This window comes from Bradyrhizobium sp. MOS002, from assembly GCF_003020115.1.
In the GTDB taxonomy this organism is placed as follows: Bacteria; Pseudomonadota; Alphaproteobacteria; order Rhizobiales; family Xanthobacteraceae; genus Bradyrhizobium.
In genome coordinates this window covers 354,419-367,570 of record NZ_PYFX01000002.1, presented here as the reverse complement: position 1 = coordinate 367,570, position 13,152 = coordinate 354,419, and the positions used below count along the sequence as shown (strand labels likewise).

The 13,152-nt window shown below is 63.9% G+C and carries 12 protein-coding genes; 3 read left to right on the top strand and 9 right to left on the bottom strand.

Translation table 11 applies throughout. The features are described 5' to 3' along the window. Positions 1 to 9: 9 nt before the first annotated feature. Entirely contained in the window at positions 10 to 657 is a 648-nt protein-coding gene (locus C7G41_RS06385) for a glutathione S-transferase family protein (RefSeq protein WP_106941766.1), read from the bottom strand. An 83-nt stretch (positions 658 to 740) separates the two neighbouring features. Here C7G41_RS06385 and C7G41_RS06380 point away from each other — a divergent pair, with 83 nt between their 5' ends. Together C7G41_RS06380 and C7G41_RS06375 are read left to right on the top strand one after the other, a co-directional pair. Further along, a complete protein-coding gene (locus C7G41_RS06380) occupies positions 741 to 1,766 on the top strand; it encodes a YafY family protein (protein ID WP_106941765.1) in 1,026 nt (341 codons plus the stop codon). Positions 1,767 to 1,866: 100 nt separating this feature from the next. Then, the gene (locus C7G41_RS06375) at positions 1,867 to 2,100 is read left to right on the top strand and encodes a hypothetical protein (RefSeq protein WP_106942176.1); all 234 of its coding nucleotides are present in this window, start codon (positions 1,867 to 1,869) and stop codon (positions 2,098 to 2,100) included. Between the two features lie 88 nt (positions 2,101 to 2,188). Here C7G41_RS06375 and C7G41_RS06370 read toward each other — a convergent pair whose 3' ends face one another. The 4 genes from C7G41_RS06370 to C7G41_RS06355 form a co-directional block, all read right to left on the bottom strand. Further along, positions 2,189 to 3,463, bottom strand: a complete 1,275-nt coding sequence (locus C7G41_RS06370; RefSeq protein ID WP_306768032.1) for an EAL domain-containing protein — start codon at positions 3,461 to 3,463, stop codon at positions 2,189 to 2,191. Between the two features lie 479 nt (positions 3,464 to 3,942). Then, positions 3,943 to 4,893 carry a fatty acid desaturase gene (locus tag C7G41_RS06365; protein WP_106941763.1) on the bottom strand — a complete coding sequence of 317 codons (951 nt, stop codon included), beginning with the start codon at positions 4,891 to 4,893 and terminating at the stop codon, positions 3,943 to 3,945. Positions 4,894 to 4,908: 15 nt separating this feature from the next. Next, positions 4,909 to 5,925, bottom strand: coding sequence for an alpha/beta fold hydrolase (locus C7G41_RS06360; RefSeq protein ID WP_106941762.1), 1,017 nt, complete (start codon positions 5,923 to 5,925; stop codon positions 4,909 to 4,911). Positions 5,926 to 6,079: 154 nt separating this feature from the next. Continuing rightward, entirely contained in the window at positions 6,080 to 6,883 is an 804-nt protein-coding gene (locus C7G41_RS06355) for an MBL fold metallo-hydrolase (protein ID WP_106941761.1), read from the bottom strand. Positions 6,884 to 7,063: 180 nt separating this feature from the next. On the opposite strand from C7G41_RS06355, the gene C7G41_RS06350 reads away from it, so the two are divergent. Then, a complete protein-coding gene (locus tag C7G41_RS06350; RefSeq protein ID WP_106941760.1) occupies positions 7,064 to 8,266 on the top strand; it encodes an MFS transporter in 1,203 nt (400 codons plus the stop codon). Between the two features lie 69 nt (positions 8,267 to 8,335). Here the strand turns inward: C7G41_RS06350 and C7G41_RS06345 are convergent, their stop codons facing one another. The 4 genes from C7G41_RS06345 to C7G41_RS06330 form a co-directional block, all read right to left on the bottom strand. Continuing rightward, positions 8,336 to 9,343: an NAD(P)-dependent alcohol dehydrogenase gene (locus C7G41_RS06345; RefSeq protein ID WP_106941759.1), complete on the bottom strand. Its 1,008-nt coding sequence runs from the start codon at positions 9,341 to 9,343 to the stop codon at positions 8,336 to 8,338. Positions 9,344 to 9,359: 16 nt separating this feature from the next. Beyond that, a complete protein-coding gene (locus C7G41_RS06340; protein WP_106941758.1) occupies positions 9,360 to 10,973 on the bottom strand; it encodes an acyl-CoA synthetase in 1,614 nt (537 codons plus the stop codon). A 154-nt stretch (positions 10,974 to 11,127) separates the two neighbouring features. Further along, on the bottom strand, positions 11,128 to 11,616 hold the full coding sequence (locus C7G41_RS06335) for a DUF2059 domain-containing protein (protein ID WP_106941757.1): 489 nt from the start codon (positions 11,614 to 11,616) through the stop codon (positions 11,128 to 11,130). A gap of 45 nt (positions 11,617 to 11,661) precedes the next feature. Next, positions 11,662 to 12,879: an OpgC domain-containing protein gene (locus C7G41_RS06330; protein ID WP_106941756.1), complete on the bottom strand. Its 1,218-nt coding sequence runs from the start codon at positions 12,877 to 12,879 to the stop codon at positions 11,662 to 11,664. Positions 12,880 to 13,152: the final 273 nt, after the last annotated feature.

The following is a 13,152-nucleotide window of genomic DNA, read 5'->3' as shown; positions in this document are numbered from 1 at the left end:
CTGGATCGTTCACCCTCCACCAGCAGCCGCAGCATGCTGAGCCGCCATCTCGTCGTCAGCCGCGTTGATGCGCTGGAACGCCGGCCGCGAGGTCATGCGTTCGGCATAGCGGACGAACACTTCCTTCTTCGGCACGATACCGAACATCATCGTCCAGCTGAACGCAACACCCCAGAGAACATCCGCGGCCGTCATGCGCTCGCCGAGCAGATACGGCCCCTTCGACAGCTGCGCCTCGAGCGCGCCGAGCATGGTGTCATAGTCGGCATAGGGCGATTGCGTGATCGGCGCCGGCTCGCGCTGCATGAACTTGTCGATCAGGGCCGGCTCGAACGAGGCGCCGTAATAGGCGATCCAGCGCAGATAAGGGCCGCGCAGCGGATCGTTCAGCGCGGGTGTCAGCCCGGCCTCCGGGAATAAATCGGCGAGATAGATGGTGATCGCGACCTGCTCGGCCACCAGCGCGTCGCGGTGGCGGATCGCCGGCACCTTGCCGAGCGGGTTGATGGCGAGATAGGCCGGCTGGCGCTGCTCGCCGGCCTTCATGTTGAGGACATGAAGATCATAGGGCGCACCCAGTTCCTCCAGCAGCACCCGCGTGCCGGTGGCGCGGCTTTGCGGCGAATAATACAATGTGATGCGCTTCGGATCGGTCATGGCGAGTCTCCATCTGGCCGGCTGGCGATGGCGTTGTAGCGGACCATACCTGACATCCTGTGTCAGGTATGGTTTAAGGGATCATGCGCGCGAGCCGGATGCTGTCGATCCTCACCACCCTCCAGGCCAGGGGGCAGGTCACCGCCCCTGAGCTCGCGGAGGCCTGCGAAGTCTCGGTGCGCACGATCTACCGCGACATCGACGCGCTCGCGGCGTCCGGCGTCCCCGTCTATGCCGACCGCGGCGCAGAGGGCGGCTATCGCCTACTCGACGGTTATCGCGTGCGGCTGAACGGGTTGTCGCAAAGCGAGGCGGAAGCGCTGTTTCTGACGGGCTTGCCGGGCCCGGCGGCGGCGCTCGGCCTGGATGCGGCGATGATCGCCGCACAGAACAAGCTGATGGCCGCCCTGCCCGCCAATCTGCGCGAAGACGCCGGACGGATGCAGGAGCGTTTTCATCTCGACGCGCCGGGCTGGTTTGGCGAGGCGGAAGAACCCAAGCATCTGCGCGCCATCGCCGGCGCGACCCTGCGCGGGACACTGATCAAGATCCGCTACCAGAGCTGGCGCGCCGAAAAGCAGCGCCGCGTCGCGCCGCTCGGTCTCGTGCTGAAAGGTGGCAGCTGGTATCTCGCAGGTCTGGTCGACGGCAGCGTGCGGACCTATCGCGTCGCGCGCGTGCTCGACTGCACCGCGCTCGACGATCGCTGTGAGCGGCCCGCCGGCTTCGATCTCGCAGCCTATTGGCGGGACGCAACGCTGCGTCTCGAGGCCGAGATGCATCCCAATGTCGCGATCGTTCGCCTGTCGCCCTTCGGCGTGAAACTGCTCGATGCGCTAAGCCAGCCTTACGTCAAAGCGCGTACGCAGCTCGAAGACACCGCAGATGCCGACGGCTGGCGCATAGCCAGAGTGCCGACCGGCAAGACGTCATGGCATGCCGCGGCCGAATTGTTGCGGCTCGGGCCCGAGGCCGAAGTGCTGGAGCCGGCCGATCTGCGCGAGAAGATGGCGGAGCTGACGCAAGCGATGGCCGCGCGTTATCGCGGGGCGACGGCGCGGAAAGCAGGACGGCGGCGCAACCCGCCGCGACCGACGAAACACTCCTGAAACACGATTCTCGCCTCGCTGCATGAACGCGTCCGCGTTTCGGCTCGACCGAGATGCAGGGACACAACAACGGCCCTTTGCGCCATACCGGAGAATGAAAATGTTTCGTAAGCTTGCACTTGGTCTGATCGCCGCCGGCTCGCTCGGCGTTGCCGCTCTCGCGCCCACCGCCGCGTCGGCCCACGGCTTCCACCATCATTTGGGTCACGGCTGGGGCTTTGGCGGCGTCTACGTCAACAGCGGCGTCAACAATTGCTATCAGGAGCGCGTCGTCCAGACCCGCCACGGCCTGCGCGTCCGCGTCGTGAACGTCTGCGCGTACGGGATCTACTGAGCACGGCATCGGCTGGCGCAACCCCGATCGCTCCGCGGCCGGGGTTGCGTTTCAACTCCTGCCGCGACTTCACCCCCGCGCGTACCTTCTATTGAACCTGGGCAGCATCGATCTGTTGATGGCCATTCCCCGGGACGGTAACCGCACCAGAATCCGCCATCGCCGGCGATTGCTGGCTCATCCAGGCCGTCCGTTTCGCCACAAATTCATTGCGTTGCGACACCCAGCTTTCGGCACGGGCGAGCCTCAAGGACGGGCTGAAGAAGAAGCCTTGAGCGACGTCGCAGCCCGCTCGCCGGATTCGCGCCAGCGAGTCCGCGGTCTCGACACCCTCAGCGACCACCTTCATGTTGAAAGCGCGTCCCAGGCCGACCGACGTCTCGATGATTTTCATCATGTCTTCGTCGTTTTCGCAGCCATTGACGAAGGACCGATCGATCTTGAGCTCACTGAATGGCAGCCTGGCCAGCGCAGCAAGCGACGAATAGCCCGTTCCAAAGTCGTCGATGGCAGTTCCGATGTTCTTGAGGCGCATCCGCACCAAAATATCCGCAGCTCGATCGACGTTCTCCATCGCGGTCGTTTCCGTAATCTCGATTGTCAGGCAATGCGCCGGCACCTGCTCCCTTCGCAAGACCTCCTCTATCCGTTCCGGTAATGCCAGGTCGGACAACAGGGATCCCGACACGTTCACGGCGATCGTGAAATCCGGATATCGATCGATCAGCTTGCGCCCCTGCGACATCGCCGAGGACAGGATCGCGTCGGTGAGCTCCGGCATCAGGCCGCATTGCTCGGCAATCGGTATGAAAGTCGCCGGCGGGACAATCCCGAATTCACGCGTGCGCCAGCGCGCAAGCGCTTCGGCTCCGACGACTCTGCCGCTTGCGAGCTCGACTTTCGGCTGAAACTCGACCACGAACTCGCCTTGGCGGATGCCTGCGGCGATGCGTTCCGGCGACACGTCGATCTGCGACGGTCGAACTTGCGCAGAAGCCCGCTCGCGTCTTGGCAACTGCAAGAGATCCTTCAATTCCTCCAGGTCCAGCGGCTTGGCGAGCGTGCCGATCACCGACAATCCCAAGCCTTCTGCTATGCGCCTGGTCGACTTCAGAACGCGGCCATCGCAGCCACTGATGACCACAATCGACATGTCGCGGAGACCCCGCTCGGCGACAAACCGGAGCAGTTCGATGCCATCGCGCACACCGAGCGAAAGATCGACGGTCATCACATCGAAGGGCTCTCTCGACAGGGCCGATTCAGCAAGCTCCAGCGACGGCACGACCAAGCAGTCATACCCGGCCTTCGCACCGACCTTGCCGACAATCATCCGTTGCACGAGATCATCGTCTACGACCAGCAGCCGCCCCAGCGGTTTGTCTGTCTAGCGGGGAAATTCTCGCATCACGCAATCTCCATGTTCGAGGCCAGCAAACCTGACCTCGCGAATTCGGTGTTTCCAATATTTTCTGCAATGCCGAGGTTGCGTCTTCAACCGCTTGCGGCGAGCCAGTCTCGTCGCGAGAGACGCTATGAGGGATGGCTAGACTTGTCGTGAAAAGCTTCAGCTAAAACGCGTACGACCTTGCAACACGCCGCTAACCAACGGCTGCGTCGGCCCACGACAGCGCCAAGCCCTTGATGCGGTTGGCTAACTTTTTTCGCGTTTGGGGCGCATGGAGAGCAAGGTATCGGAGTGCCCGCGGCGACCGCAATTCGCGCTTATCGCAGCGTAAAGATTCCAATCGGAAAGGCGCAAAAGCTTGTACCGATGACCGGACTGCTACGGATGTCGCAAAGCACTGCTGAGGCTGCCACCAACGGTTTGGCGAGCCGCAGTTAAGTCCCTGCCTGCCGCTGCCGGCGAAACCAGGCCCAGGTCTCTCGCGTCGTCCTGATGTAGCCGCGGCCGCGATGGACGATTTCGCCGTCGACGATCCCGTTCAGCTTCGGCAGCGCGTGGAACGGGATCGAGGGATAAGCGTGGTGCTCGACATGGTAGGGCATGTTCCACGCAACCCATTTGACGACCGCGCCGGTGTAGGTGGTGCGGGTGTTCTGGAATGCGCTGCGGGTACGCTCGCAGCCGGTGTGCTCGGCGTAGAGATAGGGCCGCAGGAAGAACTGCCCAATGATCAGCGGCACGATCCAGACCCAGAGCAGCAGCGCCGACGAGAACCATAGCGACAGCACGAGCAGCAGCGCATAGAGCGCGGCATAGGCGCGCGCCTCGGTAACGATGATGCCGCGCCTGTTCTCGGGAATCCAGGGCACGACGACCTTGCCGGTGACGGCATGGCTGAGCATCAGCCGCAGGCGTCCAACGACCTGAAGCAGGCCGCTATAGGCGATCGCGAGCTGCGTGTCCGATGTCGGCTTCACACCAACGATGAGTTCAGGATCCTTGTCTGGATCCTGGGTGTAGCGGTGATGGTCCCAGTGAAACAGGCAATAATATTCGTAAGGTTGTCCGATGATGAAGCCCGCGGGATAGCCGACCGCAAGGTTGAGGCCACGGCTCCTGAACGCGGTCTTGTGCGCGGTCTCGTGCAACGCCATGAACAGGAAGGCGACGAAATAGCCCTGCACCGCCATCAGCGGCAGCGCCCATAACACCCCCCAGGTCGAAGCGACCTTCCAGACCAACGCGCCGACCAGCGCGACCAGGCCGTAATGGCTGAGGCTTTTCGCGGCCCCCCTGAGATTGGAGCGCACCGACAATTCACGCAGCATAGCCGGCGTGAGCGGCTTCAGGCGGTGGCCGGGCTCTGAAACGGTCGCGTCGCTCATGATCGGAAACCTGTCTTACTTGCTGAGGAGCTCTGCGATCTCCGCCTTGATGAAGGCCTGATCGCGCGGATTGTTGACGGGGTTGCCGGCGCGATGGCCGTGCAACGACGGGATCGGATGCAGCACGGCCGATTTCGCGTTGACCAGCCGGCCGAGTTCGCCCTGGTTGTCGCTGACGTCGAAATAGCGATCGGTCGCGCCCGGCATCAGCAGCATGTGCGCCTTGATCGCACCGAGCGCGCGATCGAAATCTCCGTCGAATGCGGTGCAGCGGCTGACGTCGCCGTTCTGCCAGATGCCGATCTGCGCCAGGAGATCGTTGGCATCGCGCCGGGCAAACGCCGCGTCCCAGGTGCGGACGAGATAGTCGTCCAGCGAGGTGAAGCCTGCTTCGCGCCAGATCTCGTCGCGATAGAAACCGTGCGACATCGCCCAACCCGCGTAGACGCGCCCCATGGCGCGATAGCCTGCGACGGGCTTCTCGGCGAAGCGGCCGTCGCGGAAGGCGGGATCGGCGGTCAGCGCGGCCTTAACGCTTTCCAGGAAGACGTAATTATAGGGCGCGCAGCGGGCACTGCCGCAGACGACGGCCGCCCGCTCGACCATGTCGGGATGCAGCACCGCCCAGTGATAGGCCTGCATGCCGCCCATCGACCAGCCATAGACCAGGGCCAGCTTCGAGATGCCGAACCGCTCGGCGAGCAGCCGGTGCTGGACCGCGATGGAATCGTGATAGGTCACGACCGGGAACGGCGCGGCGGAATTCGACGGCGAAGACGACAAGCCGTTACCGAACAGATTCGGGATGATGATGAAGCAGCGTGTTGGATCGAGCACGCCGTCGGGGCCGATCAGCCACTCGGTGTCGGTGTGCTGCGCGCTGAACGAGGTCGGATAGAGAACGACATTGTCCTTGTCCGGACTGAGCGTGCCGTAGGTCTTGTAGGCAAGCTTGAGCGAGGGGAAGACGGCCCCGGACCGGAGCGTGACGTCCCCGGCCTCGAAGATCTCGTAGTCGCGCCCTGCCGTCATGGACCGAACTCCCGCTCACGCGGCAAGCGCGCCGCGGAAACAGCGATGCATCGATCATGCCGGTCCCGCAGACGCATCGTCGCGCCACGCTTAATAACTGTACTTATAGTCCACTTATTGTGGATCAGCAAGATAAATCCGGTCACGAACCGGCTCAGGCGATGCCGGCCAGATAGCGCGCGACAGAGGCCGCGAATGCGGCCTTGGCGCCTGCGGCGATGTTGCGACCCCACCAGGCGCCGTAGATCCGATCGAAGGCCAGCGGCTCGACGGCAGCCGCAATCCGTCGCACCGCGGCGGCATTGAGCGGCATGTAGTTCGGATAGGAGTACATGAAGCTGACGAAGCGGCGATCCATCGTCACCTGCGCAATATCGCCGGTGAGCAGCGCGCCCCTGCCGTCCGCACCACTCGCGTGGTGCAGGATGGTGGCGCCGGCGAAATGACCGCCGGTGCGCAGGAGCCGCACATCGTCGGAGATGCGATGGCTGTCGCCGGTCCAGTGCACGATCGAGGGATGCTGTCGCGTCACCCATTGGCGATCATCGGCGTGCAAATAGGCCGGCACCCCGCCGAACGCCTCGCTCCAGTCGGCGAGCGCGCCATAGTAATGCGGATGCGAGATCGCGATCGCCTTCAGGCCGCCGAGTGATCGCACATGCGCGACCGCCTCCGGCGTCGCCAGCGGCACGCAGTCCCACATCAGGCAGCCGTCCGCGAGCGGCACCAGCAGCGCGCGCTGACCGATGGCAAAGCTCGGCTCGAGCGCGATGCCGGTGAGGCCGAGATCGTCGCGGCAGACCATGCGGTGACGTTCCGCGAGCGCCTCGCGCGTGAGGAAAGTCTGCCCCTTCCAGCCGACGTATTGCCGTTCGTCCTGGCAAATTTGACAGGACGCGGGCGGATTTTCGCCATCCGGAAATTGCGCGCCGCAGGTTTCGCAGGTCCAGAGGGGCATGCCGTACTCCCAACAGAGACAATCCAACGTCAATACGGAATTGCTGGCGGGGACCGCAAGGCCCGAGGCCTGGAACCAACCCGATCAGCGCCCGTTAAAGTTTCGTCCGCGCCAGAACGATTGGCTGAAAGGATCATGTCCCACCCGCCGTATCCCGGCTGAGACCATGTTTTGGTATCGATGACATCGCGGTCCCCCTCCTCGTCTCGTATCTGGCCCCTGTTCGCTCTCAACTTCTTCATGGCCGACATGCAGTCGGGCATCGGCCCGTTCGTCGGTGTTTTTCTTCAAGAGCGCGGCTGGGCCAGCGGATTGATCGGCACCGCGATGACGATCGGCAATGTCGCGGGCATGCTGATCACGACGCCGATCGGCGGCTTCATCGACGCCAGCCGTAACAAGCGCATGTGGGTCGTCATTCCCGGCATCTGTGTGGTGCTCGCGTCCGCAATCATCCTGATCTCGCAGAATTTCTGGGCGGTGACATTCTCGCAGGTCGCGCAATCGCTGGCGAGCGCTGCGATCGTGCCGGCGGTCACCGGCATCACGCTCGGCATCGCCAAGCAGAAGGGCTTCAACGCGCTCAACGGCCGCAACCAGGCGTACAACCATGCCGGCAACATGGTCGGCGCTGCGCTGTCGGGCTATCTCGGTTACAAGTTCGGCTATGTCTCCGTGTTCGTGCTGGCGGCGATCTTCGGCGCCATCGCGATCGCCTGCGTGATGATGATCCCGGCCAAGGCGATCGACGATCGCGCCGCGCGCGGCAGCAAGGAGGACGATCCCGACAGCGCGCCGGACGCGTTCACGATGCTGCTCAAGCACCGTGCTCTGCTGGTGCTGGCAATGGCGCTCGCGCTGTTCCATCTCGGCAATGCCGCCATCGTGCCGCTCTATAGCCTTGCGGCGGTCGCCGAAGGCCAGGCCAACGGCCCGAGCTTCGTCGCGACCACCGTGGTGATCGCGCAGGGCGTCATGGTCATCACGTCGCTGATCGCAATGAAGGCCGCGAGCAAGCGCAACTACTGGCCTATCATCCTCGTCTCTTTCATGTTCCTGCCCATCCGCGGCGTGCTCGCCTTCTTCGTCACGGGATGGTGGGGCGTCGTGCCGATGCAGGTGCTCGACGGCATCGGCACCGGGCTCCAGACGGTTGCCGTCCCGGGCATGGTCGCGCGCTCGCTCAACGGCACCGGCCGCATCAATCTCGGCCAGGGTGCGGTGATCACCGTGCAGGGCATCGGCGCGAGCCTCAGCCCCGCGCTGGGCGGCTGGATCGCGCAATGGATCGGCTATGGCCCGACTTTCCTGCTACTCGGCGGTTTTGGCCTCGCGTCCATGGCGCTGTGGTTCGCGTTCGGCGCGGCTGTAAAGAAGTATTGAGGCCCGAACTTCTCAGCCGTCATTGCGATGTGGGGCGAGTTGCGCGGTGCGACACCCGCCGAACTCCACTCAACCAAACTCCACCACGATCTTGCCGAAGTGGCCGCCCTGCTGCATCAACCGCAGCGCATCGGGGACGGCTTCGAAGGCGAACACGCGATCGATCACCGGCTTCATCCCATTTCGCCCAATCGCGGCGGTCATGCCTTCGAACATGCGGCGGCTGCCGACAGAGAGGCCGATGACGTGCAAATTTTTGGAGAACAGGCTCGGGATCGCGATCTGCTGCGAGAAGCCGGAGAGCACGCCGATCACCAGAATGGTGCCGCCGATCCGCGCCGCCTCGAGCGACTGCGAGAACGTATCCTTGCCGCCGACCTCGACGACGTGGTCGACGCCGCCGCCGGTCCACTCTGCCGCGGCCTTGCCCCACTCAGGAACTGAGCGATAGTTGATGGTGTGATCGGCGCCGAGCGCACGGGCGCGTTCGAGCTTCTCATCGCTCGATGAGGTCACGATCACGCTCGCGCCTGCAAGTTTGGCGAATTGCAATGCGAAGATCGACACTCCGCCAGTGCCCTGCACCAGAACGGTATCGCCGGGCTGCACCTTGGCCTCCTCGAACAGCGCGCGCCAGGCGGTAAGACCGGCGCAGGGCAACGTCGCCGCTTCCTGGAAAGAGAGATGCGAGGGAATGCGGCTGACACCCTCGGCATCGAGCAACATGACTTCCTGCAACACCCCCGGACGCGTGCCGCCGAGCGCGTAGCGCCGGCTCGCGGCCGAGACCTTTCCATCGATCCACGATTGGAAGAACATCGGACAGACGCGGTCCCCGACTGCGACGCGGGAAACGCTATCGCCGACAGCGATCACCTCGCCCGCGCCGTCAGAGAACGGGATCAGCGGCAGTCTGGAGACGCCGCCCTTGCCCTGCACGGTCAGGAGATCGCGGTAGTTCAGCGATGCGGCCACCATCCGCACCGTGACTTGGCCGGGACCCGGCGCGGGTTCCGGTAGCTCGGCGAGCTCCATGCCCTCAATCGACCAGTCGCGCGCGATCTGCCAGACTTTCATGGTCAGGCGCTCCGCCTCAGGTCGCAAAATTCTTCTGGATGGCCTTGTCGAGCGTCTCGCCGCCGACGAAGCGCTGGCGGAGCTCGCGCTTGAGCAGCTTGCCGCTCGGGTTCTTGGGCAAGGCCTCGACGAAGATGACGCGCTTGGGCACCTTGAAATGCGCCATCTGGCCGGCGCAATGCTTGATGACCGTGTCCTCGTCGAGCTTCTCGCCGCTCTTGACCACGACGATCGCAGTCACCGCCTCGATCCAGCGCGGATCGGGCAGGCCTACCACCGCAACCTCAGACACTGCGGGGATGCGGTAGACCATCTCCTCGACCTCGCGGCTCGCGACGTTCTCGCCACCGGTCTTGATCATGTCCTTGACGCGATCGACCACGGTGATGTGGCCCTCTTCATCGACGGTGGCGAGATCGCCGGAGTGAAACCAGCCGCCGGAGAATGCCGCCGCCGTCTTGACCGGATCGTTGTAATAGCCGGAGAGCAGATGCGGCGAGCGGTGCACGATCTCACCCACCTCTCCGACCTTCACATCCTCCATCGAAGTATTGACCACGCGGGTCTCGACATTGAGCACGGGCTTGCCCGCCGAGCCCGCCTTGCGCAGCTGGTCCGCAGGACCCAGCACGGTCGCGAGCGGCGCGATCTCGGTCTGGCCGTAGAAATTCCAGAACTTCACGCTGGGCAGGCGCCGCTGGAGCTCGAGCAGCACCTCCACCGGCATGATCGAGGCGCCGTAATAGCCCTTCTGCAAGGACGACAAATCCGTCTTGTCGAAATTGGGCGAGCGCAGCATCGCGATCCAGATCGTCGGCGGCGCGAAGAACGACGTGATCTTGTGCGTCTGGATCAGTGACAGAATGTTGTCGGCCGCAGGCTTGCCTGTGATCACGCCGGAGGCGCCGAGATAGATCTGCGGCCCCAGGAACACGTCGAGCTGCGCGCAATGATAGAGCGGAAGCGCGTGCAGGAATTTATCGTCCACGCTCATGCCGCCGTCGATGATGCAGCTGACATACTGCCACATCACCGCTTCATGGGTCAGCATCGCGCCCTTGGGCAGCGACTCCGTGCCGCTGGTGTAGACGATCTGCGCGAGATCGCGGCTGTCGACGGACGCCTCGAGGTAAGAGCCATCGGGGCTGAGGAGATCGTCGAAGGTGGTGAGACCCGCGGGCGCCGTGGCGGGATCCTCGCCCGGCAGCCAGATCATCTTCTCGACCGCGCAATCCCGGGCGCTGGCCGCGCGCGCAGACTCGACGAAATCAGGGCCGGCCGCGAGCAGCTTTGCGCCGGAGCTTTTCAGGATGAAATTGATCTCGTCCGGATTGAGCATAAAGTTGATCGGCACCAGCACCGCGCCGATCCGGGCCAGCGCGAACCGGAGCACCGCAAAGGCGTGCGAATTGCGCGAAAGCACGGCGAGGCGGTCACCCTTTTTCACGCCGAGGCCAAGCAGGCCGCGGCCGAGCCGATTGCAGATCGCGTCCATCTCGGCAAAGGTCCAGCTCACATCGCCGCAGCTCACGGCGAGCTTGCCCAGATCGCGGCCCGCCGCACGGCGCAGAAGGTCGCCGATGGAATGCTCGCGGGCCTTCGAGATGGTGGCTGCGATATCGCCGGTCATTTCCGTTCCCCAGAATTTTTCTCTTGGCGTGAGGGCCGCCCTGAGCACAGGTCAGGCCACGGCATTCACGCGCTTCTTGTCTTTGCAAAAGCGTAGTCGGCGCGAACGGCCGCGTCAAATCAGCGAGCGCGGCGCCCTTACGCAAGAGTTGAGCTCAGAGCTTGTGCCCTTTCTGGCGCAGCGCCTCGATGAGGCGCAGCTTCAGCTCGTCGGCCGTCTTCTGGCTGACGTCCTGGCCGATCTGCGCGCTTGCCTGCGCCAGCGCATCCGACTTCTCCAAAAGTTTCTTCCCGGCCGGCTGGACATAGAAGGCCTCGATCTGGCGCAGCTCGTCGACGCTGAAGCTCTGGGCATAGAGGGCGGCGACCTGGTCGATCATCGAGCTGAGGGCCGGGGTGTAGATCTCGGAGCCGGGTGCCGTCACCGCGTCATAGTCGCGCTCGATCTCCGGCCTGTCCTGCGCGACCACGGGCCTCAGCTTGAGCAGGAGCTGCGGCAACAGGGCGCGATACTGATCCGCGATCTTCAAGGTGACCACGAGCTTGCGCGCCGCGCTCATCGCCTCCGGCGACGGTGCTTGCGCCGACGCACCAGAGATCAGGAGCAGGAGGGTGGCGGCGATCGTCAACACAAGTCTGGACATAAACCTCTCCGTTGGACCTCTCGACGAAATGCCGGCCGGTGATACTCAATGACCCGCGGGCGCCACGGCAGACCTGTCCGCAGGCGCGCTTTCCAGCGCGGTGTCGGCCTCCTCGACCTCCGTCACCTTCACGAACAGGTTCGGCACCCGTTCGGCCCGATCGAGCACCCAGGCGACTGCGATCATGATGACGATGCCGACGACGGAGACCGCGAGCTGCTCCCAGACGCCCCTGGTGTATTGCGTCAGGATCCAGTGCGCCGAGAACGACAGGAAGACGCCGAGGCAGAAGATCGGCAGCGAATGCTGACCGCAGAGGATCACAGGGCGCAGCCAGGCCCCGTGCAAGGTCCGCCATTTGCGCGAGACGAGATGAGTTACCCAGATCGCCAGCGCCAGGAAATGCGTGAACCGCAGCATGTCGAGGTCGGTCTTGTCGATCGGGTAGATCGCCTTGATCATCCATTTCGGGATCAGGGCTTCGAGCGCAGGGACGTGCCAGGTCATCACGATCAGCAACGCGAAGGCGAGCCAGGCGGCGGCCAGCGCCATCGCCGCCTTCGACCACACCCATGTCGCGATCTTGTCGATCTGGCCGACGCCGCACCAAGCCGCGAACACGAACATCAGCTGCCAGCAGAACGGGTTGAAGTACCAGGTCGTGCCGGGCGGATAGGAGGCGATGTTCCAGTTGAACCAGCGCGACAGCACGTAGAGCACCACGGACGCGGCGAGCGTCAGGTTCGGCCGGCGCACCAGGCACCACACGATGAAAGGCGAGGCGAACACCAGCGTGATGTAGAGCGGCAGCACGTCGAGATTGACCGGCTTGTACTTCAGCAGGATCGCCTGCCCGATCAGCTCGTCCGGATGCGACAGGAAATTGAACACGTTGAATTCGTGCTCGTACATCGGATTGTCGAAGCGGCGCGCGGTGCGGGCGATCTGCGCCGTGAACAACAGGAACAGCATGATGTGGGCGACATACATCTCGACCGCGCGCCGCCACAGACGCTTCAGCGCGGCGAGAAACCAGCCGCCGGCGACGATCGGCCCGTAGATCCAGCCGACCAGATAACCGGAGATGAAGACGAAGAATTCGGCGGCGTCGCTGAAGCCGTAATTGCGCAAGGTCAGCCAGGCCACGACGTCGTGCGGGATGTGGTCGAGGAAGATCATCCACAGACCGATGCCGCGGAAGAGATCGAGCCGCAGGTCGCGCTCGACCGGCGCGAGCAGCGCCGACTGGTCCCGTGTGATCATGGCCCCGCCTCGTTCGGTGGGCGTCGCGCCGTCGCGGCGCCGAAAAATCGGATGCTAAAAAATTGAAATCAAAAGTCACCTGGCCGAGCGGCCAGGGCCGACGGTAGCCGACCTTGCTGCGCGTGCAAGGGCATAGTCATCGGAGCGGGCCCGCACGAGCGGGCCTTCCTCCGCGCTGCACCATGAGGGGCCCTTCGAAATAAAAGGGCGAAAACAACCCCATGCACAGTAGCTAACTCCTTGCAATGCCTGCTGGATTTATTTGACGCGTCG

Coding starts and splice junctions, on each gene's coding strand:
- C7G41_RS06365 (WP_106941763.1), bottom strand. CDS start 4,893: ATGAGCGACGCGACCGTTTCAGAGCCCGGCCACCGCCTGAAGCCGCTC.
- C7G41_RS06345 (WP_106941759.1), bottom strand. CDS start 9,343: ATGAAAGTCTGGCAGATCGCGCGCGACTGGTCGATTGAGGGCATGGAG.
- C7G41_RS06385 (WP_106941766.1), bottom strand. CDS start 657: ATGACCGATCCGAAGCGCATCACATTGTATTATTCGCCGCAAAGCCGC.
- C7G41_RS06380 (WP_106941765.1), top strand. CDS start 741: ATGCGCGCGAGCCGGATGCTGTCGATCCTCACCACCCTCCAGGCCAGG.
- C7G41_RS06330 (WP_106941756.1), bottom strand. CDS start 12,879: ATGATCACACGGGACCAGTCGGCGCTGCTCGCGCCGGTCGAGCGCGAC.
- C7G41_RS06360 (WP_106941762.1), bottom strand. CDS start 5,925: ATGACGGCAGGGCGCGACTACGAGATCTTCGAGGCCGGGGACGTCACG.
- C7G41_RS06355 (WP_106941761.1), bottom strand. CDS start 6,883: ATGCCCCTCTGGACCTGCGAAACCTGCGGCGCGCAATTTCCGGATGGC.
- C7G41_RS06375 (WP_106942176.1), top strand. CDS start 1,867: ATGTTTCGTAAGCTTGCACTTGGTCTGATCGCCGCCGGCTCGCTCGGC.
- C7G41_RS06350 (WP_106941760.1), top strand. CDS start 7,064: ATGACATCGCGGTCCCCCTCCTCGTCTCGTATCTGGCCCCTGTTCGCT.
- C7G41_RS06340 (WP_106941758.1), bottom strand. CDS start 10,973: ATGACCGGCGATATCGCAGCCACCATCTCGAAGGCCCGCGAGCATTCC.
- C7G41_RS06335 (WP_106941757.1), bottom strand. CDS start 11,616: ATGTCCAGACTTGTGTTGACGATCGCCGCCACCCTCCTGCTCCTGATC.